27 protein-coding genes and 1 pseudogene are annotated in these 26,355 nt (G+C 73.9%); 16 read left to right on the top strand and 12 right to left on the bottom strand.

Translation table 11 applies throughout. From position 1 onward, the window contains the following. Positions 1-481 precede the first annotated feature (481 nt). Entirely contained in the window at positions 482-700 is a 219-nt protein-coding gene (locus ACFYOJ_RS14005) for a hypothetical protein (protein ID WP_356558554.1), read from the top strand. Between the two features lie 95 nt (positions 701-795). Further along, complete coding sequence (locus ACFYOJ_RS14000) at positions 796-1,791, top strand: sporulation protein (RefSeq protein ID WP_356558555.1); 996 nt, start codon at positions 796-798, stop codon at positions 1,789-1,791. 129 nt (positions 1,792-1,920) lie between these two features. Here the strand turns inward: ACFYOJ_RS14000 and ACFYOJ_RS13995 are convergent, their stop codons facing one another. The 4 genes from ACFYOJ_RS13995 to ACFYOJ_RS13980 form a co-directional block, all read right to left on the bottom strand. Further along, a complete protein-coding gene (locus ACFYOJ_RS13995) occupies positions 1,921-2,856 on the bottom strand; it encodes a M56 family metallopeptidase (protein WP_356558556.1) in 936 nt (311 codons plus the stop codon). Positions 2,857-2,863: 7 nt separating this feature from the next. Further along, positions 2,864-3,295, bottom strand: coding sequence for a BlaI/MecI/CopY family transcriptional regulator (locus ACFYOJ_RS13990; RefSeq protein ID WP_356558557.1), 432 nt, complete (start codon positions 3,293-3,295; stop codon positions 2,864-2,866). A gap of 167 nt (positions 3,296-3,462) precedes the next feature. Beyond that, on the bottom strand, positions 3,463-4,533 hold the full coding sequence (locus tag ACFYOJ_RS13985; RefSeq protein WP_356558578.1) for an ABC transporter permease: 1,071 nt from the start codon (positions 4,531-4,533) through the stop codon (positions 3,463-3,465). 190 nt (positions 4,534-4,723) lie between these two features. Further along, a complete protein-coding gene (locus ACFYOJ_RS13980; protein WP_356558558.1) occupies positions 4,724-5,317 on the bottom strand; it encodes a DNA starvation/stationary phase protection protein in 594 nt (197 codons plus the stop codon). 445 nt (positions 5,318-5,762) lie between these two features. Here ACFYOJ_RS13980 and ACFYOJ_RS13975 point away from each other — a divergent pair, with 445 nt between their 5' ends. Further along, positions 5,763-6,215, top strand: coding sequence for a phospholipase (locus tag ACFYOJ_RS13975; protein WP_356558559.1), 453 nt, complete (start codon positions 5,763-5,765; stop codon positions 6,213-6,215). Here the strand turns inward: ACFYOJ_RS13975 and ACFYOJ_RS13970 are convergent. The 3 genes from ACFYOJ_RS13970 to ACFYOJ_RS13960 form a co-directional block, all read right to left on the bottom strand. Next, a complete protein-coding gene (locus ACFYOJ_RS13970) occupies positions 6,188-6,892 on the bottom strand; it encodes a phosphatase PAP2 family protein (RefSeq protein ID WP_356558560.1) in 705 nt (234 codons plus the stop codon). The two genes, ACFYOJ_RS13975 and ACFYOJ_RS13970, sit on opposite strands and share 28 nt — an antisense overlap. Before the next feature lie 455 nt (positions 6,893-7,347). Continuing rightward, positions 7,348-9,609: a heavy metal translocating P-type ATPase gene (locus ACFYOJ_RS13965; protein WP_356558561.1), complete on the bottom strand. Its 2,262-nt coding sequence runs from the start codon at positions 9,607-9,609 to the stop codon at positions 7,348-7,350. A gap of 75 nt (positions 9,610-9,684) precedes the next feature. Continuing rightward, positions 9,685-9,915: a cation transporter gene (locus ACFYOJ_RS13960; RefSeq protein WP_356558562.1), complete on the bottom strand. Its 231-nt coding sequence runs from the start codon at positions 9,913-9,915 to the stop codon at positions 9,685-9,687. Positions 9,916-10,103: 188 nt separating this feature from the next. On the opposite strand from ACFYOJ_RS13960, the gene ACFYOJ_RS13955 reads away from it, so the two are divergent. Beyond that, positions 10,104-11,099, top strand: a complete 996-nt coding sequence (locus ACFYOJ_RS13955; protein WP_356558563.1) for a hypothetical protein — start codon at positions 10,104-10,106, stop codon at positions 11,097-11,099. A gap of 12 nt (positions 11,100-11,111) precedes the next feature. Here the strand turns inward: ACFYOJ_RS13955 and ACFYOJ_RS13950 are convergent, their stop codons facing one another. Beyond that, complete coding sequence (locus ACFYOJ_RS13950; RefSeq protein WP_356558564.1) at positions 11,112-11,891, bottom strand: DeoR/GlpR family DNA-binding transcription regulator; 780 nt, start codon at positions 11,889-11,891, stop codon at positions 11,112-11,114. 145 nt (positions 11,892-12,036) lie between these two features. On the opposite strand from ACFYOJ_RS13950, the gene ACFYOJ_RS13945 reads away from it, so the two are divergent. Further along, positions 12,037-12,918: a sugar isomerase gene (locus tag ACFYOJ_RS13945; protein ID WP_356558565.1), complete on the top strand. Its 882-nt coding sequence runs from the start codon at positions 12,037-12,039 to the stop codon at positions 12,916-12,918. 47 nt (positions 12,919-12,965) lie between these two features. After that, positions 12,966-13,826, top strand: a complete 861-nt coding sequence (locus ACFYOJ_RS13940; RefSeq protein ID WP_356558566.1) for a ketose-bisphosphate aldolase — start codon at positions 12,966-12,968, stop codon at positions 13,824-13,826. Here the strand turns inward: ACFYOJ_RS13940 and ACFYOJ_RS13935 are convergent. Continuing rightward, positions 13,816-14,949 (bottom strand): methyltransferase, encoded by a 1,134-nt coding sequence (locus ACFYOJ_RS13935; protein ID WP_356558579.1) that lies wholly within the window; start codon positions 14,947-14,949, stop codon positions 13,816-13,818. The genes ACFYOJ_RS13940 and ACFYOJ_RS13935 overlap by 11 nt on opposite strands. 226 nt (positions 14,950-15,175) lie before the next feature. On the opposite strand from ACFYOJ_RS13935, the gene ACFYOJ_RS13930 reads away from it, so the two are divergent. Then, the gene (locus tag ACFYOJ_RS13930; RefSeq protein WP_356558567.1) at positions 15,176-16,414 is read left to right on the top strand and encodes an ROK family protein; all 1,239 of its coding nucleotides are present in this window, start codon (positions 15,176-15,178) and stop codon (positions 16,412-16,414) included. 10 nt (positions 16,415-16,424) lie between these two features. Here ACFYOJ_RS13930 and ACFYOJ_RS13925 read toward each other — a convergent pair whose 3' ends face one another. Next, positions 16,425-16,805 (bottom strand): VOC family protein, encoded by a 381-nt coding sequence (locus tag ACFYOJ_RS13925; RefSeq protein WP_356558568.1) that lies wholly within the window; start codon positions 16,803-16,805, stop codon positions 16,425-16,427. 163 nt (positions 16,806-16,968) lie between these two features. Here ACFYOJ_RS13925 and ACFYOJ_RS13920 point away from each other — a divergent pair, with 163 nt between their 5' ends. From ACFYOJ_RS13920 to ACFYOJ_RS13910, 3 genes and pseudogenes are all read left to right on the top strand, one after another. Continuing rightward, on the top strand, positions 16,969-17,253 hold the full coding sequence (locus tag ACFYOJ_RS13920; protein WP_356558569.1) for an SHOCT domain-containing protein: 285 nt from the start codon (positions 16,969-16,971) through the stop codon (positions 17,251-17,253). Then, positions 17,250-17,819, top strand: a pseudogene (locus ACFYOJ_RS13915) (ABC transporter ATP-binding protein); the annotation flags it as partial. The gene ACFYOJ_RS13920 and the pseudogene ACFYOJ_RS13915, both read left to right, overlap by 4 nt. A gap of 44 nt (positions 17,820-17,863) precedes the next feature. Continuing rightward, complete coding sequence (locus ACFYOJ_RS13910) at positions 17,864-18,763, top strand: FtsX-like permease family protein (RefSeq protein WP_388596994.1); 900 nt, start codon at positions 17,864-17,866, stop codon at positions 18,761-18,763. 361 nt (positions 18,764-19,124) lie between these two features. Here the strand turns inward: ACFYOJ_RS13910 and ACFYOJ_RS13905 are convergent, their stop codons facing one another. Then, positions 19,125-19,427 (bottom strand): site-specific integrase, encoded by a 303-nt coding sequence (locus ACFYOJ_RS13905; protein WP_356558570.1) that lies wholly within the window; start codon positions 19,425-19,427, stop codon positions 19,125-19,127. Positions 19,428-20,095: 668 nt separating this feature from the next. Continuing rightward, on the bottom strand, positions 20,096-21,070 hold the full coding sequence (locus ACFYOJ_RS13900) for a helix-turn-helix transcriptional regulator (protein WP_356558571.1): 975 nt from the start codon (positions 21,068-21,070) through the stop codon (positions 20,096-20,098). A gap of 251 nt (positions 21,071-21,321) precedes the next feature. Here ACFYOJ_RS13900 and ACFYOJ_RS13895 point away from each other — a divergent pair, with 251 nt between their 5' ends. From ACFYOJ_RS13895 to ACFYOJ_RS13870, 6 genes are all read left to right on the top strand, one after another. Next, positions 21,322-21,546 carry a hypothetical protein gene (locus ACFYOJ_RS13895; protein WP_356558572.1) on the top strand — a complete coding sequence of 75 codons (225 nt, stop codon included), beginning with the start codon at positions 21,322-21,324 and terminating at the stop codon, positions 21,544-21,546. A gap of 47 nt (positions 21,547-21,593) precedes the next feature. After that, positions 21,594-21,878, top strand: coding sequence for a hypothetical protein (locus ACFYOJ_RS13890; protein WP_356558573.1), 285 nt, complete (start codon positions 21,594-21,596; stop codon positions 21,876-21,878). 99 nt (positions 21,879-21,977) lie between these two features. After that, the gene (locus tag ACFYOJ_RS13885) at positions 21,978-23,342 is read left to right on the top strand and encodes a hypothetical protein (protein WP_356558574.1); all 1,365 of its coding nucleotides are present in this window, start codon (positions 21,978-21,980) and stop codon (positions 23,340-23,342) included. Continuing rightward, positions 23,281-23,559, top strand: a complete 279-nt coding sequence (locus ACFYOJ_RS13880; protein WP_356558575.1) for a hypothetical protein — start codon at positions 23,281-23,283, stop codon at positions 23,557-23,559. Before ACFYOJ_RS13885 ends, ACFYOJ_RS13880 begins: the two co-directional genes overlap by 62 nt. A gap of 104 nt (positions 23,560-23,663) precedes the next feature. Then, positions 23,664-24,809: a hypothetical protein gene (locus ACFYOJ_RS13875; protein ID WP_356558576.1), complete on the top strand. Its 1,146-nt coding sequence runs from the start codon at positions 23,664-23,666 to the stop codon at positions 24,807-24,809. After that, positions 24,806-26,170, top strand: a complete 1,365-nt coding sequence (locus ACFYOJ_RS13870; RefSeq protein WP_356558577.1) for an MFS transporter — start codon at positions 24,806-24,808, stop codon at positions 26,168-26,170. Before ACFYOJ_RS13875 ends, ACFYOJ_RS13870 begins: the two co-directional genes overlap by 4 nt. Positions 26,171-26,355: the final 185 nt, after the last annotated feature.

The following is a 26,355-nucleotide window of genomic DNA, read 5'->3' as shown; positions in this document are numbered from 1 at the left end:
GCGGGCCCCCCCGGGCGCGGGGCGGGGGGCGGGGCCCCGGGGGGGGGGCCGGCTGGCGGGGCCCCCCCCGCCGGCCCCCGGCCCGGGGGGGCGGCGGGCCGGACCCGTCGATGCTCAGGTCGTCGGTGCCCAGGCCGGCCATGGCCGGCGGGCCGTGCGGTGGCGCGGCCGGGGACGGCCCGGCGAGCACGCCGATAACGCCGAGCGCGCTGAGCCACGGTATGTTTCCGGACTTTTAACGCCCCGGTGGCCGGGGAACGCACCGCGAGCCACCGGTCCGGCCCTATGCTTCTACAGTCGTGTAGAAAGTGCGAGGGGCGGGTGAGCCGTTCCCGGCCCCTGGGCGCGTGCCCGGTGGCCGGACCTGCCCGGCGGCTCCTCGCCGGCACGACACCGGTGTCGTCGTTCCGGGACGGCGCCTGCGCGACCCCGCGGGGCCGCGCACCGCTGGTTCCACTCGCTATCGGCCTTGGAGGGCTACGTGGCTTCGATCGATCTGGACAAGGTGCTGGACAAGGCGTGGGCGGACAAGCCGCTGGCCGAGGTCCTCGCCGCCCCGGTCTCGGCGCTGAAGGGGGTGTCCGACCGTGACGGCGACCTGCTGAAGGAGGCGTTCGGCGTCGCCACCGTCGCCGACCTCGCCGAGCTGAAGTACGTCCGCTGGGCCCAGGCCCTGGCCGCGTTGGACGCGGCGAAGTAGTCACCTCTCCGCCCGCGGTGCCGCCGGTGCTCCCCGTCCGGAGGACTCGGCGGCACCGCGGCCCCGTTCTCGCACGTGAAGGAGTGAACGCCGCGATGGTGTTCAAGAAGTTGCTCGGCGCGCTCGGTGTGGGCGGCCCCACCGTGGACACGGTCCTCGACCCGGGCGCGGTCCGGCCCGGCGGCAGCCTGACGGGCCAGGTGCACCTGAAGGGCGGCAGCGCCGACTTCGACATCGAGCAGATCACCCTGGAGCTGGTGGCCCGGGTGGAGGCCGAGCACGACGGCGGAGAGGCCGAGGGCGTGGTCGCGTTCGGCCGGTTCACCGTCGCCGGCGGCTTCCGCCTGAGGGAGGGTGAGCAGCGCAGCGTGCCGTTCACGGTGACGCTGCCGTGGGAGACGCCGGTCACGGAGCTGTACGGGCAGGCCCTGGGCATCGTGCTCGGGGTGCGCACCGAGCTCGCGGTGGCCGGAGCGAAGGACAAGGGCGACCTCGACCCGCTCGCCGTCGCGCCGCTGCCCGTGCAGGAGGCGGTTCTCGAAGCCCTCGGCCGGCTCGGTTTCGGCTTCAAGTCGGCCGACCTGGAGTACGGCCGCATCCGCGGCACCGGTCAGCAGTTGCCGTTCTACCAGGAGATCGAACTCCTCCCCGCTCCGCAGTACGCGCACGCCGTGCGGGAGCTGGAGGTCACCTTCCTGGCCAACCCCGGCGGCATGGAAGTCGTCCTGGAGGCCGACAAGCCGGGTGGGTTCTTCTCCAGCGGCCACGACGTCGTCAACCGGCATGTCGTCAGCCACGAAGACGCCGGCCGGCTCGACTGGAGCACCGTCGTCGACGCCTGGATCCGCCAGGTGACGGCCGGTCACGGCCAGCACGGCACCCCCGCCCCCTACGGACACGCGGACCCGTACGGCGTCCCCCACTCCCACGGCCATCACGCCGACCACGGCGGTCACCGCTCCGGGCCCGGCATGGGAACAGCCGTCGCGGCGGGCGCGGCCGGCCTGGCTGTCGGCGTGGCCGGCGGCCTCGTCGCCGCCGAGGTCGTCGACGAGGTGGGCGACTTCTTCGAGGGCGACGACGAAGCCTGACCCACTCCCATGACGCGGGTGCGCCGGGCCGGACCGCCCCAGCGCACGGCGTCCTGCGGACGGTCGCGGAAGCGGCCCGCCCCGGCCGCCCGGCACCCCGCCGGGCGGCCGGGGCGTCTCCGGGCCCGACTACAGCGGGGTGGCGGCCTTGAGCACGAAGAACAGCGTCACCGTCGCGTTCGCCGAGGACAGCGCCGAGAGGGCGGTGCCCGCCGCGGCCGTCCACGCGGCAAGGCCCAGCGCGGTGAACACCGACGGCCACCTGCGCATCACCGGGGCCGGCTCCAGCAGCGCGCCCACCCGCCGGGGCACCGGCCCCGCCAGCGCGAAATGGGCCAGCGTCACCGCGGGGGCGCCCTGGGAGGCCAGGGCCGCCTTGCCGATCGCCCGGGCCGTCACCCGCCGGCTGCCGATCGTGCCGGCCGCCTCCTCGTCCGCCCACCGCTCCGTCGTGAAGGCCACCGCGGTACGCAGGGGCCGAAGGAACGGGTTGGCCCGCGCCGCCAGCCGCACGGCGAGCAGGAAGCGGTGGTGCCGGCCCGCGAGGTGGGCGCGCTCGTGCGCGAACAGCGCCCGCCGCTCGGCGCCTTCCAGGCACGAGAGCATCGCCGTCGACACCACCACCCGGCCCGCCCCGCCCCGCCGGCCGGGAAGCGCGTAGGCGTACGGACCGGTGTCGGGCAGCACGACCACGGACGTCGACAGGCCGGCCACGGCCTTCTCCGCCCGGCGCCGCACCCGCAGATGCACCCACAGCGTGCGGCAGCACGCTGCCACCACGGCCCCCAGCGCCGGGATGGCCAGTCGGCCGGCGACCTCGTCGTACGGGACCGCCTTCCGCACCTCCTCGTCCGACCAGCCGTCGGGCAGCGGGTTGCCCGGCAGCTGCGCGGTCCCCACCACCATCAGCAGCGCCAGGCACACCGTGCTGCACACGGCCAGCACCCCGGCCACCGCCGACAGCAGCACCGTGGCGGTCCGCGGATGCAGCCGCTGCTCGGCCAGCCGTGCCACCGGCCACGCCGTCAACGGCAGCACCAGCGGCAGGAAGACGAAAACCCCCATGACCGCGTCAGTCCTCCGGATCCCGGGCGCGCTCCAGCAGCTCCCGCAACAGCCGTTCGTCCCCCGGGGGCAGGGAGGTGACGAAGCTCGCCAGCACCGCCTCCCGGTCCCGCTCCTGGTCCAGCAGCCGCCGCATCCGCAGGGCCGCCAGATCCGCCTCGTCCGCGACGGGTGACCACACGAACGCCCGCCCCGACCTCTCCCGGGTCACCGCCCCCTTCGCCAGCAGCCGCGTCAGGATGGTGATCACGGTCGTGTACGCCAGGCCGCCGCCGACCCGCTCGCGCACCCAGGCCGTGTCCACAGGGCCCTCGGCCGCACGCAGCGCACCGAGCACCTGAGCCTCCAGCTCACCCTGGCCGCGCCGGGCACGCCCTTGCTCCCTCACCCCGTCTCCCTCCGGCCGCGGTGCCCCGTACGTCCCGGGGCGGCCGTTCATCGTAGCCCCGGCGCCCTGCGGCGTCGCGGGCCGCCGACCGCCTCGCCGTACGACGACGGGGACGGAGCCCCGGCCGGGCCCCCGCCTCGTCGTCCACCCGCGGACCACCCGTCCGTGACCAGGGCCGGCCGGCCTGTCGCCCTTCGCACGCGAGGCCGCGACGCGCATCAGGACCCGGCGTGCGCCGGACGCTTCTCGCGGCCGCCGGGGTGCCGGTGGCGCCAGGTCCAGAACACCGCGCAGGACAGCAGCGCCCACCCGCCCAGCACCAGGTACGGGAACAGGTGCTGGTGGCCCTGGAAGTACACCGCCGTGTGCTGGGCGTTGACCGAAGCCCCCGGCGGCAGCCACTGGCCGATCTCGCCCAGCGGGGACGGCAGCAGCGGCCAGGACACCGCGCCCCCGGACGAGGGGTTGCCGAGCAGCACCATGAGCCCCCAGGTCGGCAGCATCGCCCATCGGCCGACCAGGGTGTTGAACATCGTGAAGACCATGCCGCTGGCGAACAGGGTGAGCGCGAGGATCAGCCACGACTGGACGAACGGCAGGTCGAGCGCGCCCAGCAGCCAGTCCACGGCCACGGCGATGGTGAACCCGCCGAGCAGCGCGTAGGCGAGGGTGAAGAGGATGCGTTCGAACGGGGTCAGCGCCCGTGCGTGCACGCTCAGCTGGATCGCCCCGACGAAGCCGATGATCACGGCGGCCAGGGAGATGTAGAAGATCGCCAGGCCGCGCGGATCGCCCTCCTGCAGAGGATTGACGTCCCGGACGGTGAGGGCGACCCCGGTCTTCTTCCCCACCTCCGGCGCGGCTTGGGACAGCACCTCGGCGACCGAGGCGCCCGAGGCGCTGGACAGGTCGAGGACGGCCGACCGCCCGCCCTCCCGCAGCCCGAGGATCGCGAAGACCTCCTGCTCGTCGATCGCCTCGCGCGCCTCGGCCGTACTGCGGTAGGGATGCACCTTCACCGAGGCGTTGAGCGCCTTCTCCAGACCGTCCAGGAAGGCCTTGCCGCGCCCCCGGTCGTACGAGCCGACCACGGCCGTGGGGAGCGAGTGCGGCGTCGGGTCCGCCATGGAGTACGTGTACGAACCCGCGAACAGTCCGGCCGCCGCCGCGAGGATGAGCACCAGCACGGTGGCCGGCCAGAACGGCGACTGCCGGAACGCGGCCCACCTCTGGCCGCGCGTCGGAGGCTGACCGTGGGCGCCGTGAGCGCCGTGGGAACCGGAGGACATGTGGGCCATATCGGGACACTTCCACGACGTGGGTGAAGGGGCGTCAGGAATGCTTCGCCCGGGTGTGCGGAACGCGACGGCGGACCCGGCGCGGAGCGCGGGGCGGCCCCGGGTGCGCAGGCCGCGTCCTGGCCGGGGAACGGCCCGGCCCCGGACGGCGGGCGTCCGGGGCCGGCCGCGGGCCGTCCGGTCAGGTGTGGACGAGGGGCGTGTCCACGAGGTGTTCCGCCACGAACCACGCCTGGAGCTCGTTGGTCCGCACGACGTCGGAGACCAGCAGGTCGTTCGTGCCGTCGTCGCCGAGCTCCTGGGTGCGGGTCGCGGCGTCGTGGCAGTCGGTGAGGATCAGCTCGTGGGCCTCCAGCAGCCGCGACAGCATCGCCGGGACCTCCTCCACACCGTCCGGCGGGCGCGGTACGGTCGTGATCTCCGCGACGTGCCGGGGGTCGCCGACCGCGACCCCGCCGAGGGTCTGGACGCGTTCCGCGACGGTGTCGATCAGCGCGAGCTGCTCCCCGGCGTGCTTGTCCAGCAGCAGGTGCAGCTGGTAGAAGGTCGCCCCGCGCATGAGCCAGTGATACTTCTTGTACAGATCGTGCAGGATGCGGGTGTCCGCCAGGACCTTGTTGAGCCGCTGGCACGAGTAGAGGCGGGTCTCCATCGACAGCGCCACGGGGAACTGCTTGACGGTGCCGAACTCCTGGATGGTCCGGCCTCTCTGGTGCAGCCACGGCTGGCTGCCGTCCGAGCCGTGCTCCTGTGCCGACGGATTCGGGGTGTTCACGCCTGAACTCCTTCCGGAGGAAGCTGAAGAGTCCGCGCCGGTGCGGTGCGACCGGCTCTCCCCCCGCGACAGTCGACCAGCCGCACGCCGCTCCCGCAAACGCTGGGAGCCGTGCCGGTCGCCCTTCCGTGGCCGGGGCGGGGCCTGTCCGGCTCGTCCCCGCGGTCCGGGCCGGGGACGGTGCGAGCGCTTTCCGTGATGGTCCGGGGGCGCGGGCGCCGGTGCCGTCGCCGCCGGCGTCCGGGTGGTGGCCGGGCGGTGTCACGCGGCGGACCACCGCGGCGAAGGGGCCCTGGGCGACTGACGTGACGTCAACAACGGGATAGGAACGCAGTGTTCACGACCCGTTCGGGTGACGGGGGTGTGAGGGGGCGGCCGGGATGCGCATCATCTTGACATGAACCTGCGGCCCGATGGGCGGGCCGCAGCCTCATGGAGGTGTGGGATGCACCGCAGACTCGCCACCGGACTCGCCGCCTCGGCCCTGGCCGTGACCACGGTCCTCACCACCGCCGCGACCGCCGAGGCCGCCCCCGCGGACAAGGCGCAGGTGCTCGCGAGCTGGACCCAGACCAGCGCGTCCAGCCACAACGCCTGGGTCACGGCACGGGCGAACCGGTCCGCGTGGTCCGCCTACGGGTTCGACTGGTCCACCGACCACTGCTCCTCCTCGCCGGACAACCCGTTCGGCTTCCCCTTCAGCACCTCCTGCGCCCGGCACGACTTCGGCTACCGCAACTACAAGGCCGCGGGCTCCTTCAGCGCGAACAAGGCCCGCCTCGACAGCGCCTTCCACGAGGACCTCAAGCGCGTCTGCGCCCGGTACGCCGGCGCCACGAAGACCGCCTGCGACAGCACGGCGTGGACGTACTACCAGGCCGTCAGGGCCTTCGGCTGACGGACCGGCCCGGGCGGCCCGGGCGGGGGCACGGTACGGAACGTGCGCAGTCCGGGCACGTCGGCCACGGCCGCCACGGCCAGCGCGGCGGCCGCGCCCGCGACGCCGAGGACGGCACCCGCCACCACGTCGCCCGGATAGTGCACGCCCGTGTGGACGCGGGAGTATCCGACGGCGGCCGCCAGCGCCTCGAGGGGCACGGCGGCCTCCGGGAGCACCACACCGACCGCCGTGGCGAACGCGACCGCCGAGGCGGTGTGACCGGACGGGAACGAAGCCGACGCGGGCATGGGCACGTACCGGTCCGCCGTCACACGGGCCGCCTCCCGGTCGGGCCGGGGCCTGTGCACCAGACGTTTGCCGAGCAGGTTCGCGGCGGCCGACGTCACGGCCACCGCCCCGGCCCCGACGAGCGCCGCGCCGCGCGCCCGGGCGCCGCCCAGGGCGAGGGCGGCGGCGATCCCGAGGGAGATCTTCGCGTGGTCGGCGGCGCGGGAGAGCCGGCGCAGATGCCGGTCCAGCGTGGGCGTGTACGTGGCGGCCACCGCCGCGTACAGGGCACCGTCCACCGCGCGCAGCTCGGCGAGGAGGCCGTCGAGGGGCCGGGGACGGGCCGGGCCCGCTCCTGGTGCGAGCGGGCCGGCGGTGTCCCCGTCGGCGTCGGTCGGTTCCGTCATGGCTCCTGCTGTGGGGTGCTGTCCGTGCGGGGCGGCCCCCGCGGCCGCGGTCACCACGGGCACCGGCCCGCCGGCCGGTGCCGTACGGCCGTCCCGTCCCCGTGGCCGGAACGGTCCCGTACGGCCCCGGCAGGCTTCCCCGTCCGCCGCGCCCGCGTCGTCGGTCCAGCCTCGTGCGTGGCCCGCCGCGCGGCGCGCGGGCGTCGCCCGTACGGGCGAGGGGCGGCCCGGCACGGACGGACGCGGACGCGACACGCGGGCGCGGCCGTCGCGCCCGTACACCCGTGGGGGGGGGGGGGGGGGGGCGGGGGGGGGGGGGGGGGGGGGGCGGGGGGCGGCGGCGCCGGCCGCCGGGGGGGGCGGGGGGGGGGGCCGGGGGGCCCCGCTCCGGCCGCCCCCCCCGCCCCGCCGGCCCCCCCCGCCGGGCCCCCCGCCCCCCCCCCCCACGGGCGGTGTCACGCGGCGGCCTTGAAGCCGCGCAGCCGCAGGGAGTTGCCGACGACGAAGACGGACGAGAAGGCCATCGCCGCGCCGGCGATCATCGGGTTGAGGAGTCCGGCCGCGGCGAGCGGCAGGGCGGCGATGTTGTAGGCGAAGGCCCAGAAGAGGTTGGTCCTGATGGTGCCCAGCGTCCTGCGGGCCAGCCGGATGGCGTCGGCGGCGGCACGCAGGTCGCCGCGGACGAGGGTGAGGTCGCCGGCCTCGATGGCGGCGTCGGTGCCGGTGCCCATGGCCAGCCCGAGGTCGGCCTGGGCGAGGGCTGCGGCGTCGTTGACCCCGTCGCCGACCATCGCCACCGAACGGCCCTCCTCCTGGAGGCGCTTGACGACGTCGGCCTTGTCCTCGGGCATGACCTCGGCGACGACGTGCTCGGGGGCGATGCCGACCTCGCGGGCGACGGAGGCGGCCACGGCCCGGTTGTCGCCGGTCAGCAGCATCGGGGTCAGCCCGAGCGCGCGCAGCCGGGTGATCGCCTCGGCGCTGGTCTCCTTCACCGCGTCGGCGACCTCGAGCACCGCGCGCGCCTCGCCGTCCCAGGCGACCGCGATCGCGGTCCGGCCGGCCGTCTCCGCGTCGGCCCTGGCGCGGGCCAGGTCCGCCGGGAGGCTCATGGCCCACTCGGCGAGCAGCCGTTCGCGGCCGACGAGGACGGCGTGGCCGTCGACGACGCCCTGCACCCCGAGCCCCGGAACGTTGGCGAAGTCCTCGGGCGCGGGCAGCGCGCCCAGCTTCTCCAGGGCGCCGTCGGCGACGGCGCGGGCGATCGGGTGCTCGGAGGCGTGCTCCAGGGCACCCGCCAGGCGCAGCACCTCGGCCTCCTCGGTGCCGGCGGCGGTGTGCACGGCGAGCAGGGTCATGCGGCCGGTGGTGACGGTGCCGGTCTTGTCCAGGACGATGGTGTCGACCCTGCGGGTGGACTCCAGGACCTCGGGGCCCTTGATGAGGATGCCGAGCTGGGCGCCGCGTCCGGTGCCGACCATCAGCGCGGTCGGGGTGGCGAGCCCCAGGGCGCAGGGGCAGGCGATGATCAGGACCGCGACGGCGGCGGTGAACGCGGCGGTCAGCCCCGCGCCGTTGCCGATCCAGAAGCCGAGGGTGGCCAGTGCCAGGGCGATGACGACGGGGACGAAGACCCCGGAGATCCGGTCGGCGAGCCGCTGGGCGGCGGCCTTGCCGTTCTGCGCGTCCTCGACCAGCTTCGCCATCCGCGCGAGCTGGGTGTCGGCGCCGACCCGGGTGGCCTCGACGACCAGCCGGCCGCCGGCGTTGAGGGTGGCGCCGGTGACCGCGTCGCCCACGCCGACCTCGACCGGTACCGACTCGCCGGTCAGCATGGAGGCGTCGACCGCGGAGGTGCCCTCGACGACCGTGCCGTCGGTGGCGATCTTCTCGCCCGGCCGGACCAGGAAGCGGTCGCCGACCCTCAGTCCGCCGACCGGGATCTGCTCCTCGCGGCCGTTCCGGAGCACGGTGACGTCCTTGGCGCCCAGTTCCAGCAGGGCCTTCAGCGCGGCGCCGGCCTTGCGCTTGGAGCGGGCCTCGAAGTAGCGGCCGGCCAGGAGGAAGGCCGTGACGCCCGCGGCGGCCTCCAGGTAGATGTTGCCGGCGCCGTCGGTGCGGGCGATGGTCAGCTCGAAGGGGTGCGTCATGCCGGGCGTGCCCGCGCTGCCGAGGAACAGCGCCCACAGCGACCACAGGAACGCCGCCGACGTGCCCACCGAGACCAGTGTGTCCATGGTGGCGGCGCCGTGCCGGGCGTTGGTGAAGGCGGCCCGGTGGAACGGCCAGGCGGCGTAGGTGACGACGGGCGCGGCCAGGGTCAGCGACAGCCACTGCCAGTACTCGAACTGCAGCGCCGGCACCATCGCCATCGCGATGACCGGGACGGACAGCAGCACCGAGGCGACCAGCCGCTGCCGCAGCGGGCGCAGTTCGTCCGGCTCCCCGGCCCGCGCCGCGTCCGGCGCGGGCTCGGCCCGTACCGGCTCGGGCTCGCGGGCCGTGTACCCGGTCGCCTCGACCGTGGCGATCAGTTCCGGGACGGTCACCCCGTCCGCGAAGCTGACCCTGGCCTTCTCGGTCGCGTAGTTGACGGTGGCGGTGACCCCGTCCATCCGGTTGAGCTTCTTCTCGATCCGGGCCGCGCACGAGGCGCAGGTCATCCCGCCGATGGCGAGTTCCACCTCGGTCGGTGCGCTGGTCGTACTGGTGGTCATGTCTGCTCCTGGTGCGGGGTCGGCGGCCGGGACCCGGAGGCGGGTCCCGGCCGGGCGCGGGGGAGTGCGGGCCGGTCAGACGCGGCCGGTGAGCTCGTAGCCGGCCTCGTCGACGGCCTCGGCGATCGCGGCGTCGTCCGGCTCGGCGGGGCCGGTCACGGTGACCCGGCCGGCGGCGACCTGGACGTCGACGGCGGTGACGCCGTCCAGCTCGCCGATCACCCGGGTGAGCGTCGCCTTGCAGTGGCCGCAGCTCATTCCGGAGACGGCGTAGACGGTGCTGACGGCGTCGGCGGTGGAAGCCATGGGTGTCCTCCTGCGGAAGGGCCCCTGATACGGGGCCGGGGTATGTCTGCCGAGACCATGTATACCCCTGGGGGGTACCTGACGCAACCCTCTGGCGGCACTTGACTCAGTACCCCCCAGGGGTATTGTGAAGTGCAGGAAGTGGCGTCGGCAGGGCCGGACGCCCGGGAATCGAGGAGACGACCGCCATGAGCACGGGATCGAGCACCGGACTGAGGATCACCGCGTTCGCCGCGGCACTGGCCGCGACCTTCGGTGCGGCGTACGGCGTCGGCAGGGCCGTCGACCCGGTCGTCGAGGACGCCCCGCCCGCGGCCCACGAGACGCACGCGGACGAGCCCTCGGCGAAAACGGGCGGTGACGACGGCCACGCGGGCCACCGGAGCGAACCGGCCGGCGGCCTGCAGATCTCCGAGGACGGCTACACGCTCGACCTCGCCACCCCGCGCGTCACCGCCGGACACCGCGCCGAGCTGCGCTTCACCGTCCGCGACGAGGACGGCAGGGCCGTCACGGCGTACCGGCGCGAGCACGAGAAGGAACTCCACCTCATCGTCGCCTCACGCGACCTGACCGCCTACCGCCACCTGCACCCCACCCGCGCCGCCGACGGCACCTGGAGCACCCCCGTCGACCTGCCCCGCGCGGGCGGCTACCGCGTCTTCGCCGACTTCACCCCGGCGGAGAAGGGCGCCGGCAGCATCACCCTCGGCGCGGACCTCGCGGCCGGCGGCGCCTACCGCCCCGAGGCCCCTCCGGCACCGGCCGGCACCGTCACGGCCGACGGCTACCGGGTCGCACTCGCCGGCACGCTGAACCCTGGCAGGGCGGGCGAGCTGAAGCTGAGGATCACCCGCGCCGGACGCCCCGTCACCGACCTCCAGCCCTACCTCGGCGCCTACGGCCACCTCGTCGCCCTGCGCTCCGGCGACCTCGCCTACCTCCACGTCCACCCGAACGGCGAACCCGGCGACGGCACGACGAAGCCCGGCCCGGAGATCTCCTTCACGGCCACCGCGCCCAGCGCCGGCACCTACCGCCTGTTCCTGGACTTCCGGCACGAGGGGAAGGTCCACACCGCCGCGTTCACCGTGCGGGCCGGATCGGCCCCCGCGGACCAGGACCCCGCACCGGCCGGCACCGAGGAGCACACCGAGGGCCACACCGACGGCCACGGCCACTGACCGCGACCGCCTCTACGCCAGGACGACCCGGATCCCCGCCTCCTCGAACGGGCGGACGACATCCGGGCCGGCCGCGGCGTCGGTGACCAGCGTGTCCACCGCGTCCGCGGCGCAGATCCGGGCGAACGCCCGCCGGCCCAGCTTGCTCGAGTCCGCGGCCACCACCACGCGCGCGGCCCGCTCGCACAGCAGCCGGTTGACCGCGGCCTCCGCCTCGTCATGGGCCGCGGCACCGTGCTCGGCGTCGAAGGCGACGACGCCCAGCACCGCCACGTCGAGCGTGACCTGCCCCAGCACCCCGTCCGCGAGCGGACCGATCAGCTCGTACGACTGAGCCCGGGCCACCCCGCCGGTCACCACGATCTTGAACTGCGGCCGCACCGCCAGCTCGTTGGCGATGTTCAGCGCGTTCGTGACCACGGTCAGCGCGGGCGTCCCGGAGGCCAGGTCGGGGCGCACGGCCAGGGCGCGCGCCACCTCGGTGGTGGTCGTGCCGCCGGTCAGGCCCACCGCCTCGCCCGGCGCCACCAGCGCGGCGACCGCCTGCGCGACGCGCTGCTTCTCGGAGGCGCGCCGGGCCGTCTTGTACCGCAGCGGCAGCTCGTACGACACCCCGTGCACGACCGCGCCGCCGCGCGTGCGCACCAGCATCTGCTGCTCGGCCAGCCGGTCGAAGTCGCGGCGGATCGTCGCCGCCGACACCCCCAGCTCCGCCGCCGCCTCCTCGACGTCCAGCCGGCCGCGCTCGACGAGCAGCTCCAGCAGCGTCTTCCAGCGGGCGTCGCGCGACATCCGCCCCTCCGTTCCTTGATCCCCCGCCGACCCTAGCGCACTCCTCTCGCCGCTCCGTATGCTTGATACTGCTCGGAAAATCGCTATATCTTGCACGAACAATCACGCTAGCCAGGTCTCTCCGGACCGGTCGGGAGTGCGCGGCATGACATACGTCGAGGACGAGCTCACCAGCCAGCCCGAGTGCTGGACACGCGCCGCCGGACAGGCGGCCGGACACGCCGCGGTGCTCCCGACGGCGGGGGAGCGGGTGGCGATCACCGGCTGCGGCACCTCGTACTTCATGGCCCGGTCGGCGGCGGCGCTGCGCGAGGGGGCGGGCCTGGGCGAGACGGACGCCTTCGCCGCCTCCGAGTTCCCGCGAGACCGCGCGTACGACCGCGTCGTCGCCCTCACCCGCTCCGGCACCACCACCGAAGTGCTGGAACTGCTGGGCGCGTTGAAGGGCCGCACGCGCACCGTCGCGCTCACCGCCGACCCGGACACCCCCGTCACGGCCGCCGCCGACGACGTCGTCGTCCTCGACTACGCGGACGAGCGGTCGGTCGTGCAGACCCGCTTCGCGACCACCGCCCTGACCCTGCTCCGCGCCCACCTGGGGCTGCACCCCGACGCGGCGGTCGCCGACGCCCGCACGGCGCTCACGTCGGAGCTGCCCGAAGGGCTCGTCGCATGCACCCAGTTCACCTTCCTCGGCCGCGGCTGGACGGTGGGGCTGGCCGACGAGGCCGCGCTGAAGATGCGCGAGGCGTCCCTGTCGTGGACCGAGGCGTACCCGGCGATGGAGTACCGGCACGGCCCCATCAGCGTCAGCACGGCCGGCACGGCGACCTGGATGTTCGGCGAGGCCCCCGAGGGACTGGCCGGACAGGTCCGCGACACGGGCGCGCTGTGGGTGCCCGGACGGCTCGACCCGCTCGCCGAACTGGTCCGCGCCCAGCGGCTCGCCGTCGCCGTCGCCGCCGCCCGCGGCCTCGACCCGGACCGGCCCCGCCATCTCACCCGCTCGGTGATCCTCACCCCCTGACGCCCCGACCGACGCCCGGCGGCGCCCGGGGAAAGGCAGGACCCATCGTGCCCCTCACCACCACCGGCGGCCTGGTCACCCGTGCCGCCGCCGCGCGTTCCGCCGTCGCCGCCTTCAACGTCGTCACCCTGGAGCACGTCGAGGCCGTCGTCGCCGGCGCCGAGTCGGTGCGCAGCCCCGTCGTGCTCCAGATCAGCGAGAACGCGGTGAGGTACCGTCAGGGCCGCCTGCTGCCGCTGGCCCGCGCGGCCGTCGCCGCCGCCGAGGCCGCCGCCGTGCCCGTCGCCCTCCACCTCGACCACGTCCAGGAGGACGGCCTGCTGCGCCTGGCCCGGGACGCCGGCTTCAGCTCCGTGATGTACGACGGCTCCCGGCTGCCGTACCCGGAGAACCTCGCGGCGACCCGGGCCGCCGCCGACCGGGCCCACGCCCAGGGCCTGTGGATCGAGGCCGAACTGGGGGAAGTGGGCGGCAAGAACGGCGAGGCGCCGCTCGACGCGCACGCCCCCGGTGCCCGCACCGACCCCGCCGAGGCCCGCTCCTTCGTCGCCGACTCCGGGGTGGACGCCCTCGCCGTCGCCGTCGGCAGCAGCCACGCCATGACCACGCGCACCGCCGCCCTCGACCACGACCTGCTCAAGAGACTGTCGGCCGCGCTGGACGTGCCGCTCGTGCTGCACGGCTCCTCCGGCCTCCCGGACGGCGAACTCGCCGCGGCGGTCGCGGGCGGCATCACCAAGGTCAACGTCGGCACCGCGCTGAACATCGCCATGACCGGCGCGGTCAGGCAGTACCTCGCCGCCCGCCCGGACGCCGTCGACCCGCGCCGCTACCTCGCCCCGGGCCGGGAGGCCATGGTGCGGACCGTGGCCGCGCTCACCCGGGTCATCACCGGCCTCACCTCTTGACGGCCTTCAACACCACGAACTTCCGGTCGCTCGCCACCAGGTGGCTGTTCCCGAACAGCCGCCGCAGCTTGACGTGGTAGCCGAGGTGCCGGTTGCCGACCACCCACAGCTCACCGCCGGGCCGCAGCACCCGCCGCGCCCCGGTGAACATCCGCCACGCCGTCGCGTCGGTCGTCGCCTGATGGGAGTGGAACGGCGGATTGTTCAGCACCAGGTCGACGCTGCCGTCGGGCACCCCGGCCAGCCCGTCGCCGACCCGGAACTCCGCGTGTCCCGGCTCCCCGTTCGCCCGGTACGTGGCCTGAGCGGAGGCGACGGCCTGGAAGGACTCGTCGGTGAACAGCACTTCGGCCCGCGGAGCGGCCAGCGCCATCGCCGTGCCGACCACACCGTTGCCGCAGCCCAGGTCCACCACCCGCCGGGCGCCCCCGCCGTCCGGCAGGTGCTGGAGGAAGAACCGGGTGCCGATGTCGAGCCGGTCGGCGCAGAACACACCGGCGTGGTTGACGACCGTACGGCCGGACAGCGCGCCGACGCCGTCGGGCAGCGGGTAGCTGAGCGGCCACGGGTTGGCCGGCCGCTCCAGGGCCGGGTCGGGCGTGCAGAAGATCAGCCGCGCCTTCCTCTCGGCGAGCGAGGTGCGGGTCGGGCCGAGGATCCGCTCGAACAGCGCCAGCGTCGAGGTGTGGATCTCCTTGACCATCCCGGTGCCGACGACGACCGTGCCCTCGTGCACGGCGGGCGCCAGCCGCAGCAGCTGGTCCTCCAGCAGTGCCAGACTCTTCGGCACCCGCACCAGCAGCACGTCGATCCGGTCGGGAGGCGGGTCCTGCGTGGTGAGCAGCCGCACCGCGCCGGGCGCCGCCCCGTTGCGCGCGAGGTTCGCGCGGGTCGCCTCCCGGGTGAGATGGGAGTCGGTGATCTGCGCCGGCCGGTGCGCCGCCAGCGCCGTCACCAGCGCTCCCCACCGGTCGCCGGCCACCACGACCGTGCCGGACAGCGGCACCTCCCGGTCCGCGAGGTGCCGGAGCAGGTACTCGTCGGAGGCGTCCCAGGCACGCAGCCGGTCGCGCGGATCCTCGGGGAAGCGGGCCAGCTCGAGCTCGCCCCACGGAGTCGTCATACGGTCGCTGCGGTCGTTCATCGTGCGACCAGGCTAACGGAGCCGCAGGTCGGACCGTTCCGGGGAGGGACGGGGCGGGGGAGCGCACACGGCGGCCAGGACGAAGACCGCGGAGGCCGGGGCCGTACGGGACCGCCCTTCGGGCCCCGCCGGCCCGCGACGGCACCGGCGTCCCGGGCGCGGAGCGCGGACATCCCGTCCCGTGGCCCGTGGGAGACTCCCCCTCATGAGCGGCAAGGAGGACCCCCGGACGGCGGGGGAAGGGACCACCCCGAGGACGCGGCTGGACCGGGGGCGCGGCGCGCTCGGACCCGCGTTGCAGCTCGTGCACACCGGACGCGCCCCCACCCGGGCCGTTCTCACCGCCGAACTCGGCGTCACCCGCGCCACGGCCGGCGCGGTCGCCGCCGAACTGGAGGCGCTCGGCCTCATCAGGGTCGACGCCCGGCCCGGCGCCGCGGCCGGCTCGCAGGGCAGGCCCTCGCACCGCCTCGCGGTCGCCGAGGACGGGCCCGTCGCCCTCGCCGCCCAGGTCCACGCCGACGGTTTCCGCGCGGCCCTGGTCGGGCTCGGCGGCCGTATCGTCGCCACCGCGTCCGGCCGCGAGGTCGTCGACGCCGACCCGGCGAAGGTCCTCGGTTCCGTCGTCGAGACGGGCGCGGAACTCCTGCGGCGGACCGGACGGCGCTGCGTCGGCGCCGGACTCGCCGTACCGTCCGCCGTCGCGGAACCGGAGGGCCTGGCCCTGAACCCGCTGCACCTGGCCTGGCCTGCCGGCGCCCCGGTGCGGCGGATCTTCGCCGAACAGGTGCGCGCCGCCGGCCTCGCGGGACCCGCCTTCGCGGCGAACGACGTCAACCTGGCCGCCCTGGCCGAGCACCGGCACGGCGCCGGACGCGGCGCCCGCGACCTGCTCTGCGTCGCCACCGGCCACCGCGGCGTCGGCGGCGCCCTCGTCCTCGAAGGGCGCCTGCACAGCGGCAGTTCGGGCCTCGCCCTGGAGGTCGGCCACCTCACCGTCAACCCCGAGGGCCGCGCCTGCCACTGCGGCGGCCGCGGCTGCCTGGACGTGGAGACCGACCCGCTGGCCTTCCTCACCGAGGCCGGACGCGAGCCCGGCCCCGAGGTCTCCCTGCTCCAGCAGTCCAACGACCTGATCCGCGACCGGTACGACGACCCGGCCGTCCGCGCGGCCACCGGGGCCCTCATCGACCGCCTCGGCCAGGGCCTGGCCGGCCTGGTGAACATCCTCAACCCGGACCGGATCGTCCTCGGCGGCCTGCACCGCTCCCTCCTGGACGCCGACCCCGAGCGGCTGCGCGCGGTCGTCGCCGACCGCAGCCTGTGGGGACAGAGCGGCGGTGTGCCGATCCTGCCCTGCACCCTGGACCACAACAGCCTGGTCGGCGCCGCCGAGTTGGCCTGGCAGCCGGTGCTGGACGACCCGCTGGGGGCGCTGACCTGAGACGGCCCGGTCAGGGCGACAGCGCGCGGCCGAGATCGACGACGCAGAACCTGTTGCCGTCCGGATCGGCGAGGACCACGAAGTCGGGGTCGGGCGGGTAGGAGTCCCAGTCGACGCTCTGCGCGCCGAGCCCGATCAGCCGCCGCACCTCCGCCTGCTGCTCCTGGGCCGAGTCCGTGAACAGGTCCAGGTGCAGACGGGGACGCGGCTCGGCCGGCGAGGCGCTGTGCATCACGGCGAGGGCCCGCCCGGAGCCGTCGGCGTGCTCCAGCGTCCGCCACCGCTCGCTCTTCAACTCCTCGGTGGGCACGAGATCGAGCGCGGCCGTCCAGAACGCCACCGCGCGGGGCACGTCCGTGACACCGATGACGGGATATCCGAGTCTCAGCATGGGCCCGAGCCTAGGGGGTCTGCCCGGGGAGCAGGCCCGGCCCGCCGGTCTGCTCCCCGCGCGGTACGCACACTGCCGCCGGCCGTACGACGACCCGGACCCCCCGCCGGCGGGACGCTCGGAAGCGACAACGAAGGACATCGCGACCGAGGAGCTGGACGACATGCAGACCCTGGCAGACTTCGCCGGCGGCGGACCCGGCCCGTGGATCCTCCTCTTCCCGCTGATCTGGGTCCTGGTCGTCGCCGGCGCCGTGACCCTGCTGCGCCGCACCGTGTGGCGCGGCCGGCGGGGCCCCTGGCGGCAGGGCGCCGTCCCGGACGACTCGCCCATCGCCGTACTCGGCCACCGCTTCGCCTCCGGCGAGATCGACGAGGACGAGTACTGGCGCCGGCTGTCCGTGCTGGACGAGCGGTTCGGCCGGACCGGCAAGGACGGTGCGGCATGACGACGACCGCCACCCGTGCCGCCGTCCGGGTCGTCGACGCCGTGAAGGTGTACGGCGCCGGCGACACCGCCGTACGCGCCCTCGACGGGGTGAGCGTCGACTTCCCGGCCGGACGCTTCACCGCCGGCATGGGCCCCTCGGGCTCCGGCAAGTCGACCCTGGTGCACTGCGCCGCCGGGCTCGACACCCTCACCTCCGGAACTGCCCGCATCGGCGACACCGACCTGAGCACCCTCGACGACCGCCGGCTCACCCTGCCGCGCCGCAACCACGTCGGCTTCGTGTTCCAGGCGTTCAACCTGGTGCCCACCCTGACCGTCGCCGAGAACATCACCCTCCCCCTGGGCCTCGCCGGCCGCCGCGGCGACGGCGAGTGGATCGGCGCACTGATCGACGTCGTCGGGCTGCGCGACCGCCTCCACCACAGGCCCGCCGAACTCTCCGGCGGACAGCAGCAGCGCGTCGCCGTGGCCCGCGCCTTCGCCGGGCGGCCCGAGGTCGTCTTCGCCGACGAGCCCACCGGCAACCTCGACTCCCGCTCCGGCGGCGAGGTGCTCGGACTCCTCAACACCTTCGCCATCGTCGTCGCCCAGCGCACCGAGAGAACGCCCTGCTGCGCGCCCTCGGCGCATCCCGCCGCCAGGTCACCGCCGGCACGCTCGCCGAGGCGTCCGCCGTGGCCCTCACCGCGTCCGCCGCCGGACTCGCGGGCGGCATCGCCATCGCGGCCGGCCTGCAGGCGCTGTTCCCGGCGATCGGCTTCCCGTTCCCGGACGGCGCCCTGGTGATCGGCGCCTCGTCGATGCTGCTGCCGCTCGCCGTCGGGATCGTCGTCAGTCTCGGCTCGGCCCTGCTGCCCGCCGTCCGGGCCGGCCGCATCGCACCCCTGGCCGCGCTGCGCGAGACGGCCGTCGACACCTCCGGCGCCTCCCGCGCACGGAAGGTCACCGGTACGGCGCTGATCGCACTCGCCCTCGCGGTGACGCTGACCGGCGTCCTGCTCTTCCCGTCCGTCTGGTCGGCGGGAACGGGCGCCGTCCTCGCCCTGGCCGCGTTCGTGGTCCTCGGCCCGGCCGTCTCCGGCACCGCCGTGCGTGTGCTCGGCGCCCCGCTGGAGCGGCTGCGCGGCGTCACCGGCGGCCTCGCCCGGCGCAACGCCCTGCGCAGCCCCAGGCGCACCGCCGCCACCGCGGGGGCGCTGATGACCGGCGTGGCAGTCGTGTCCCTGTTCACGGTGTTCGGCGCCTCCCTCAAGGCGACCATGGACCAGACCGTGTCCCGGTCCTTCGCGGGCGACGTCGCCGTCAGCGCCCCCTCCTTCGGCGCGGGCGGCAGCGGGCTCAGTCCCCGCCTCGCCGGCGCGGTCCAGGGGCTGCCCGAGGTGGACAGCGCCGTCGGGCTCGGCAAGGGCGTCGCCGAAGTCGACGGGCAGGGACGGGCGTTGACCGTCACCGACCCGGCCGCCCTGGAAGGCCCTGTAGTCCTACCTCGGACACCAGGGAGCAAGTAACCCGCCAGTAGGTTCCAGCGCTATCGCTGACCTGGGACGACTCCGCCAACAGATTGGCGTTGCGTGACGTCAGCGCGTCGTACCCGTCGGTACGCGTTGGTTTTTCGACGCCTTCACGTCACCGTACTGGCAGTGTCGGCGCCGGTAGGCGCGGTCTCGGCAGCGGGCGGAGCAGTAGCGGGCGTCCCGGCGGCGGGACCCGGCCGCGTAGGTCATGTGTCCGCACACGGGGCACGTCAGCCGCCGGAGCAGGCGCTGCGTCCGGCGGCGCGGACCGTGCGGATGCGGAGGCTGATCGCTTTCCAGTCGGCGGGGTAGCGGTCACGGTTCTCGGGGCGGATGGGCATGGGGTCCTCTGGGTTCACCTGCGGCGGCGGGCGGCGGGGTCGTGCTCGGCGACGTGCTGGGCGACGGCGTCGACGCTGGGGCGGGCGTACCGCTCCAGCGACCGCACGGAGGCGTGGCGGGAGCGGGCCAGCAGCATCGGCGCGGACGTGCCGTCTTCCGCGTCGTGCGTCAGGGCAGAATGCCGGAGCCGGTGGAGTGTCCAGCCCTCCAGGTCGTCGACGTCGTCGGGGCCGGCGAGCGGGCTGGCCAGCAGCCGGGTGCTCTCCTCGAAGATCTCTTCCGCCCGCCGGTAGGACAGCCGGGTGCGGCCGGTCACGGGACAGGTGTCCAGGGTCGGGGTGCGGGCGGGGGCCTTGAGGTCGGTGAGGAAGAGCGGGCCGTGGCTGCGGCCGGCGATCCTGGTCGGCGGCGATCAGGGTCAGGCTGACGCCGGACAACGACTCAGCCATGGTCTGTGTAACGAACGCGCGAGCGGCGGTGCGGAAGAAGGTCTGCGTGGTGCCGCCCAGGCCAGCCAGCAGGACAGAGCCTGCCGTCCCGTCCTCGATGGCGGAGCGCAGGGCGGGGATGAGGCGGACTCCGGCCGTGGCCAGCAGGGTGTCTGCCGCATCCGTGTCCTGTGCCTGTGCAAGGCGGATGCGGGTGTTCGCGGGGCCGGGTCAGCCCGTGCGCAGTCGGTCGGAGGACAGCGGCGCGGGCCGCACGCCCTTCTTCGTCGTGCGCTTGCCCATGGACAACCCCCTGGTGATCGGTGATCGGTACAGCCGCGGTGGTGCTGGGAGGGATCTTGCCCAGGTGGCGGGCGGCTCAACTACCGCCAGGTGGTGGGTAGCGCTCCGTAACCGGGGATTTCGCAGGCCCCGGCGCGGCCGAACTCCACCGGGACGGCGCCACGTTCCCCGTCCGCCGTTGGGCCCCCTACGCCACGCGCTGAGGCTGGCTCGTGCCGGACCTGCCGGCGTCCCCTTCCGACGCCGGCTGGTCCTATAGCCACCCGCGCTTCGTGGCGTTCACGCCGGCCTGGAACCTGCTGGCCGCGTCCAGTCGCTCCATCAGGTTCGACATCATCCGGCTGACCGTGCGCACCGAGATGCCTAGGTTGCGGGCTGCGGCCTCGTCGGTGTCCCCGGCGGCGACCATGTCCAGCAGCGCGCGTTCCGTCGGGGTGCACCCGTGGTCGTTGGTGGGCGGCTGTTCGCCGAAGGACGTCCCCGTCGACCAGCACAGCTCGAACAGGGCGCACAGGGCGGTGATGATGCCGGAGCTGTGCACCTCGATCGCGCCCTTGCGCGGGTCCTCCGGGTCCAGGGGCAGGATCGCGGCCCGGCGGTCGACGATGATCATCTGGATGGGCACGGTGGGGATGGTACGCATCTGCCCGCCGTGCTCGATGAGCCAGCGGGCGTAGGCGAGGGTGTCGGGGTCGTTGCGGAAGCTGTCGCGGCAGACGGCCCGGATGGCCACGCCCCGCAGCAGGGCCTCCTCGTTGAGCGGGGTCGCGGCATTGCGGGCGTCGGGCCGGTGCGCGCCACCGGGGTTGAGGGACAGGCACTCGAACTTGGTCGTCCGCTGGAGTTCCTCCAGTCGGGTACGGACGGCGTCGAGACCTTCGAGTCGCGTGGCACTGTCCGACATGCGCGTGCCGAGGTGCTCGGCGGCCATCGCCGCGATCTCGGCGCGGGTGTTCTCCACCTGGGCCAGGCGCGCCGCGAGGTCGGCTTCGGCAGAGGCCAGCAGGGTCGTGAGGCCGACTTCCGGACTGACGGGACGCAGTCTTCCCCCGCGCTGGTCGGATGGTTTGAGCAGGGCGAGCGCGGCCAGTTCGTCGAACGCGGCGCGGATCACCCTCTCCTGGAGTCCGGTGTCCGCCATCAGATCGGTGACCCCGTGGTCGGGGTGCAGCAGGGTTGCCCGGTAGACGGTCTCGGCATGGGGCGAAAGCCCGAGTAATTGCAACATGTGGTCTCCCTTCGGTCAGGACTCGGTCAGGAGCATCGGTGAGTGCAGGCTTCCGCATAGCCAGGACGCGCTCAAGCCCGCATGGCGGTCCGAGGTGGCGTCTACCCGCCTGGCGTCTTGACGCCCGTCTGCAGCTAGTGACACCGCCACCGCCGTGGGACAGCCTTATGCCATCGAACGCAACACCCCGCAGAACGGGGTGAACGCGATACCAAAGACAAATAAGCCGATTCTTAAGGGTGGAGTCCGCCATGTTCCGGATCGCCGCAGTCCTGCTCGCATCCGCCGCTCTCATTGTCGCCGTCGGAACCTCCGGAGCCGTCTCCCACGAGGCGCCGGACGCCGGACGTACGTCCGCCGATGACGGGTTCGGCTGGGTAACGCCCCGGGTCGTGGCCAGCGACGGGGGCGGCTGGGTGGGGCCCCAGGGCGGGACCGACACCGGCCAGGGCGCTGGCGCCGGCCAGTTGCTCTGACGCCGATCCCACCGGGAGCCGACGGTGCCAGATCACCCGAGGATGCCATGCACATGATCACCATGCGGCTGGTCGGAACACCTGCGGCGCCCGACGACCTCAGGGAACTCCTCACCGCCCACTTCGATTCCGCAGACCGGATCGAGCACCTCTGGACACGCGCCGACGGAGACCGGATCGACCTGGTTCTCTTCGTCCTCGCCGAATGCGAGGCCGAGGCCCTGCTTACCGCCCGCGCGGCGTGTCTCCGGGCCATCGCCCACACACCACGGCTCGCAGCCTGGCGGCTGTCGGACACCGCGGACGCCGGCGACGGCCGCGAGTTCTGGTGACGGCGCAGGACGCCCGCCCGTACGAACGCCTCCACCCTTCTCCTCACCCCGGGGCCGCGCGTCGGCCACCACCACGAAGGCAAGAGAGAGGAACCCACCATGCTCGAAACTGCTGACGCAGGGCCGCGTACAGCGCTCGACCGCACCACCGAACGCCGCCACATCGGGACCTTCCAGGTCCCCGACGACGTCACCTCCATGGAGTTCTCCCTGCCGGGAGCTCGGCTGGAGACCACGAACGTGAGCGAGAGCGACGGCACGAACGGCGTCGTCCGGGTGACCCGCATCTCGAACGGACCGGGCATCACCGACTACGTCACCCACGAGAAGGACTTCGCCTACTCCGCCTACGGCATCCACGTAGGCCAGGACGACCGGCTCACCTTCTTCGGCGAGGGCCAGCGGATCACCGTGCACCTGATCGACTGCCGCGAGGACTCGCCCCAGCTCGGCGACGAGATCACCATCGAGATGGCCGTCTCGCCCTACCGGGTCCTGATCATCCCCAAGGGCATCGCCCACACCCTCGACGGCCTGGGCGGAGTCGTCACCCGCGACGAACCGGTCTGGTACGCCGACCAGAACCCCGACTGGGAACCGGACAACGACCTGGTCTCCTTCCTGCGCTCCTCGCAGCAGGCTCCCGTGGTGCGCACCAACCGCCATGAGCTGCCGGTCGCCGCCCACCTGCTGCTCTCCCGGATGTCCCAGCAGACCAACGCGCAGGACCAGGGCGCCTACGCCGCGCGGTACCGCGTCTCCATCGGCGGCAGCACCACCTACGCAACGCTCAGGCCGGCGTGGCGGGCCGCCGAGACCGGGAACGACGTCCACGCGTGGGCCTCCCGCAACAACTTCGTGCTGACGGGCCCGGAGTCCTTCACCGTCGTGCCCTCCACCGACAGCTGCACCTCCGACGTCCTCGAAGTGGACCTCGACGGCAGCCGGGCCGAGGACGGCCCCGACGCCGGCGAGGGCAGCGCCGTCGGCCGGTTCGTCCGCCACGAATACTCCCGCCGCCGCCTCACCTGGCTGGCGGGCAGCACGGACGCGCAGATCGAGGTGGTGACCGCGGATGGCGAACGCTCCGTGATCCGCCTCGGGGACCCCACCATCGGGGTCCGCGTCCCCCTGGTACCTGGTATCGGCTCACCGGAACCGGCCGAGTCTGGCTCCGCTCCGAGATGGAACTCCTGGACCTCGAACCCTGGGCCCTGGACCACCCTCTCGGCCGCGACGTCACCACCGCCGACCCGTCCGAAGCCGACGCCAGCAGGCCCGAGCAGGACAGCGACCGCTACCTGCCCGGACCGGCTCTCCACGCGCTGGCGCGCATGGAAGCCAAGGCAATATCGCTCACCCGCTGAAACCCGACTGAAGAACCCACCGAAGAGAACACATCATGTCGATCACCAGTGTCGAGACCGCCGCCTGGAAGACCGAGCTCGCCGCCATGTCCGGTGACGTCACGGACCCCGCCGCCCGCGCTGCCCTGGAGAGCCTGAGCTCCGCGCTGGAGCCCTACTTCGAGACCCCGGAGTACTTCCGCAGCATCCTCGGCAAGATCGCCTCGGCGATGATCGACGCCGACACGGAGGAGCAGATCACCTCGCGCTCCTTCGGTGACCTCGCGGAGTTCAAGGCCGCCCTCCCGGAGGGCGTCGTCGTCACCACCGTCTGATCACGGCGGTAGTCGTTGGGGGCGGGTGCACCGGTCCGGTGTGCCCGCCCCCCAGACACTTCCGACCACTTCGGATTCCAGCACTGCAGAGAGGAACGCCGCCCATGTCCGCCCTCCCCAAGCCGCACCTGATCATGACCAAGACCCGCACGACGGGCGAGGACTCCGGCCTCCCGGGAGCGCGGCACATCCGGTCCTCCCGCAACGACCGGCCGTACCACTACATGGTGCACAGCCCGCACTTCGCGTACGAGGAGTACGCAGTACACCTCGGCCAGTACGACCGGCTCTCCTTCTACGGCCCGGCGGGCGCCGAACCCGTCACCGTCCACATGTACGACTGCCGGGCGGACTCACCGGAGTACGACCGGAAACTGGAGATCGACGTCCCGGCCGACGGATCGTGCGTACTGGCCGTCCCGCCGGGCTACGCGCATTGGTTCGAGCGGCTCGGCACCGTGACCACCCGCAACGACTACTCCCTCCACGCGCCGCAGGACCCCGCGTCGCAGTGGTCCCCGCTCGACGACAACGCCACCTACTCCGTCGCCGACATGGACCGCGCGCGCCCCCGGGCCGTTGCCAACACCGTCGAGCTGCCGACGGCGGCCCAGTTCCTGATCTCCAAGTTGGTGTCCCGCAGCTGGCTCGGCGGTGCGACCGAGCAGGGCGTCGTCGCCTCCGCTGAGATCGGCGGCGAGCTCCACCGCTACTTCATCGATCGGGACCTCGCCGGGCAGCAGCCCGTCCTGCCCGCGTCGGAACTCGCCACCGTCACCGCCGCGGTCGGCTCCTACCAGTCCATTCGCGACGACTCGTACGGCATCGGCTCCAACGTCGAGAACGGGCTCGCCGACACCATGGTTCACGACATTCCGGCATCCTGGCCGCAGTATTTCAGCGCCCATCCCCATCTCACGCTGAAGCTGTCCCCGTTGCTGTACGACAATCCCGAGATGGAACTCCAACTCATCGACCGCCGCGCGGACTCTCCCACCTTCGGGGCCAGCCAGATCCTCCCCTTCCCGCAGGACTCGCGTGTCGTCCTGACGATCGAACCGGGTGTGCTCATGCGGGCCCGGGGCAGCGGGACGCTCCACTACCGGGTGGAGTACGAGGTCCACGACTCCCGCGGCGCGCGCCTGCCCGAGCTCTTCGTCCCGGTCCCCGCCGACGGATTACTGCCGACCTTCGACGCGCCGGGTGCCGCTCTCGCGGGCAACGTCGTCCGAGAGCTGGCCTACCAGTGACGGCGACCGAGCAGGAGGCGAGGACCGGCCGCACCGTGCTCCCCACCGCGTCACGCTGGCTGACGCTGCTCCTCGTGGTCTTCGCGGTGCTCGTCATGTCCCGTTCCATGAGCGAGGGCATCTACGACATCGCGTTCGCCAACCTGGCCCTGGACCTCTCCGGCCTGGTCAGCACGGTCGGCCTGGTGTACTGCGTGGGCTACGGCGTGGAGGTCGTCGCCTCCATCGCGGCCGGCCCCCTGCTGGACCGGGGCAACCCGAAGACCGTCCTGGTCGTGGCCTACCTCGTCAAGATCGGCGTTTTCGTCTTCATCGGCATCGGCTCCACGCTCCTCTCATCCCACCTGTGGGCCATCGTCGTCGCGGCGGCCACGGTGGACCTCGTCCACCACATCGGGGAGATGGCCCTGTTCGTGCTCCTGCCGCGGATCCTCGACGCCAAGACCCTCGTCCGGGTCCAGGGCATCGGCGGAACCATCCGCTCGGCCGCCGAACTGCTCTCCCCGGTCGTCGCGGGCCTGGTCATCGCCCTGCTCCCCGGTTCCCGGGCCCTCCTCGTCGCCGCCGGCCTCCAGGTCCTCGCCCTGGCCGTCTTCGCCGGCTTCATCGCCGTCGTGGCCCGGCAGCCGGGATCCGCGCACCCGAAGTCCGTCCACGCACAGGGCTCCGGCGCGACGACCGGCGTGAAGACCGCCGGCACCGCGCCCGAAGAGGAACCCGCCCCCGCCCCCCTCCCGTCCCGCCGCGCGGTGGCTAGGACACTCACCTCCAGCCCGGCCTGGCGCCGCTTCCTCACCTTCCACGCCCTGACCGTGCTCGCCCTCTCGACGGTCATCCTCTCCCTGCTGTCCCTCATGAGGGAGACCTTCGACATGTCGCCGGCCCGCGCCGGCTCCTTCCTGGCGTTCTCCACCATCGGAGCCATTATCGGCGGCCTCGTCGTCGCCAAGGCCGGCCCGGAGGGCATCTACTCAAGCCTCCGCTGGGCCACCGCCCTCGCGGGCGCCGGCACCCTGACGGCGGCACTGCTCGGTGAGAGCCAGTGGATCCTCGCGGCCGCCCTCGTCCTCTTCGGCCTCGGCTTCACCGTGTACCTCAGGTCGGCCGGACTCCTCGTCCAGCTCCGTGCCCCCGCCGCCCTGCTCGGCACCTGGCACGGGCTCCTCGACGCCGTCATCCGCATTGTCAGCGCCGGGGCGATCCTCGCCACCGGCTTCCTCTTCGACCGCTTCGGAGGCAGGCCGGTCTACCTCGTCTTCGGCGCGCTCCTCCTGCTCACCGCAGCCCTCTGGTCCACCTTCGGCACCCAGGACCAGCAGAACCTCGGCTCGACCCCCCTGCACCCCGCACCCGCCTCGTAAGGCGGTTGGAGGAGATTTTGGGGGGGGGGGGGGGGGGGGGGGGGGGGGGGGGGGGGGGGGGGGGCGGGGGGGGGGGGGGGGGGGGGGGGGGGGCGGGGCCGGCCGGCCCCCCCCCCCCCCCCCCCCGCCCCTGTCCGGGCGGCGGGCGGGCCGGATCGTCGTCTATCCTCCGATTCGAGCGGGGC

Source organism: Streptomyces sp. NPDC006384, assembly GCF_042870695.1.
Classification (GTDB): domain Bacteria; phylum Actinomycetota; class Actinomycetes; order Streptomycetales; family Streptomycetaceae; genus Streptomyces.
The sequence above is the reverse complement of the archived record's forward strand: the minus strand, read 5'-3'. Positions and strand labels throughout refer to the sequence as shown.

Excerpts from the sequence above, each read along its gene's own strand:
- ACFYOJ_RS14000 (WP_356558555.1), top strand. The coding sequence starts at position 796 with ATGGTGTTCAAGAAGTTGCTCGGCGCGCTCGGTGTGGGCGGCCCCACC.
- ACFYOJ_RS13995 (WP_356558556.1), bottom strand. The coding sequence starts at position 2,856 with ATGGGGGTTTTCGTCTTCCTGCCGCTGGTGCTGCCGTTGACGGCGTGG.
- ACFYOJ_RS13990 (WP_356558557.1), bottom strand. The coding sequence starts at position 3,295 with ATGAACGGCCGCCCCGGGACGTACGGGGCACCGCGGCCGGAGGGAGAC.
- ACFYOJ_RS13985 (WP_356558578.1), bottom strand. The coding sequence starts at position 4,533 with ATGTCCTCCGGTTCCCACGGCGCTCACGGCGCCCACGGTCAGCCTCCG.
- ACFYOJ_RS13975 (WP_356558559.1), top strand. The coding sequence starts at position 5,763 with ATGCACCGCAGACTCGCCACCGGACTCGCCGCCTCGGCCCTGGCCGTG.
- ACFYOJ_RS13970 (WP_356558560.1), bottom strand. The coding sequence starts at position 6,892 with ATGACGGAACCGACCGACGCCGACGGGGACACCGCCGGCCCGCTCGCA.
- ACFYOJ_RS13965 (WP_356558561.1), bottom strand. The coding sequence starts at position 9,609 with ATGACCACCAGTACGACCAGCGCACCGACCGAGGTGGAACTCGCCATC.
- ACFYOJ_RS13960 (WP_356558562.1), bottom strand. The coding sequence starts at position 9,915 with ATGGCTTCCACCGCCGACGCCGTCAGCACCGTCTACGCCGTCTCCGGA.
- ACFYOJ_RS13955 (WP_356558563.1), top strand. The coding sequence starts at position 10,104 with ATGAGCACGGGATCGAGCACCGGACTGAGGATCACCGCGTTCGCCGCG.
- ACFYOJ_RS13950 (WP_356558564.1), bottom strand. The coding sequence starts at position 11,891 with ATGTCGCGCGACGCCCGCTGGAAGACGCTGCTGGAGCTGCTCGTCGAG.
- ACFYOJ_RS13945 (WP_356558565.1), top strand. The coding sequence starts at position 12,037 with ATGACATACGTCGAGGACGAGCTCACCAGCCAGCCCGAGTGCTGGACA.
- ACFYOJ_RS13935 (WP_356558579.1), bottom strand. The coding sequence starts at position 14,949 with ATGACGACTCCGTGGGGCGAGCTCGAGCTGGCCCGCTTCCCCGAGGAT.
- ACFYOJ_RS13930 (WP_356558567.1), top strand. The coding sequence starts at position 15,176 with ATGAGCGGCAAGGAGGACCCCCGGACGGCGGGGGAAGGGACCACCCCG.
- ACFYOJ_RS13925 (WP_356558568.1), bottom strand. The coding sequence starts at position 16,805 with ATGCTGAGACTCGGATATCCCGTCATCGGTGTCACGGACGTGCCCCGC.
- ACFYOJ_RS13920 (WP_356558569.1), top strand. The coding sequence starts at position 16,969 with ATGCAGACCCTGGCAGACTTCGCCGGCGGCGGACCCGGCCCGTGGATC.
- ACFYOJ_RS13900 (WP_356558571.1), bottom strand. The coding sequence starts at position 21,070 with ATGTTGCAATTACTCGGGCTTTCGCCCCATGCCGAGACCGTCTACCGG.
- ACFYOJ_RS13895 (WP_356558572.1), top strand. The coding sequence starts at position 21,322 with ATGTTCCGGATCGCCGCAGTCCTGCTCGCATCCGCCGCTCTCATTGTC.
- ACFYOJ_RS13890 (WP_356558573.1), top strand. The coding sequence starts at position 21,594 with ATGCACATGATCACCATGCGGCTGGTCGGAACACCTGCGGCGCCCGAC.
- ACFYOJ_RS13885 (WP_356558574.1), top strand. The coding sequence starts at position 21,978 with ATGCTCGAAACTGCTGACGCAGGGCCGCGTACAGCGCTCGACCGCACC.
- ACFYOJ_RS13880 (WP_356558575.1), top strand. The coding sequence starts at position 23,281 with ATGTCGATCACCAGTGTCGAGACCGCCGCCTGGAAGACCGAGCTCGCC.
- ACFYOJ_RS13875 (WP_356558576.1), top strand. The coding sequence starts at position 23,664 with ATGTCCGCCCTCCCCAAGCCGCACCTGATCATGACCAAGACCCGCACG.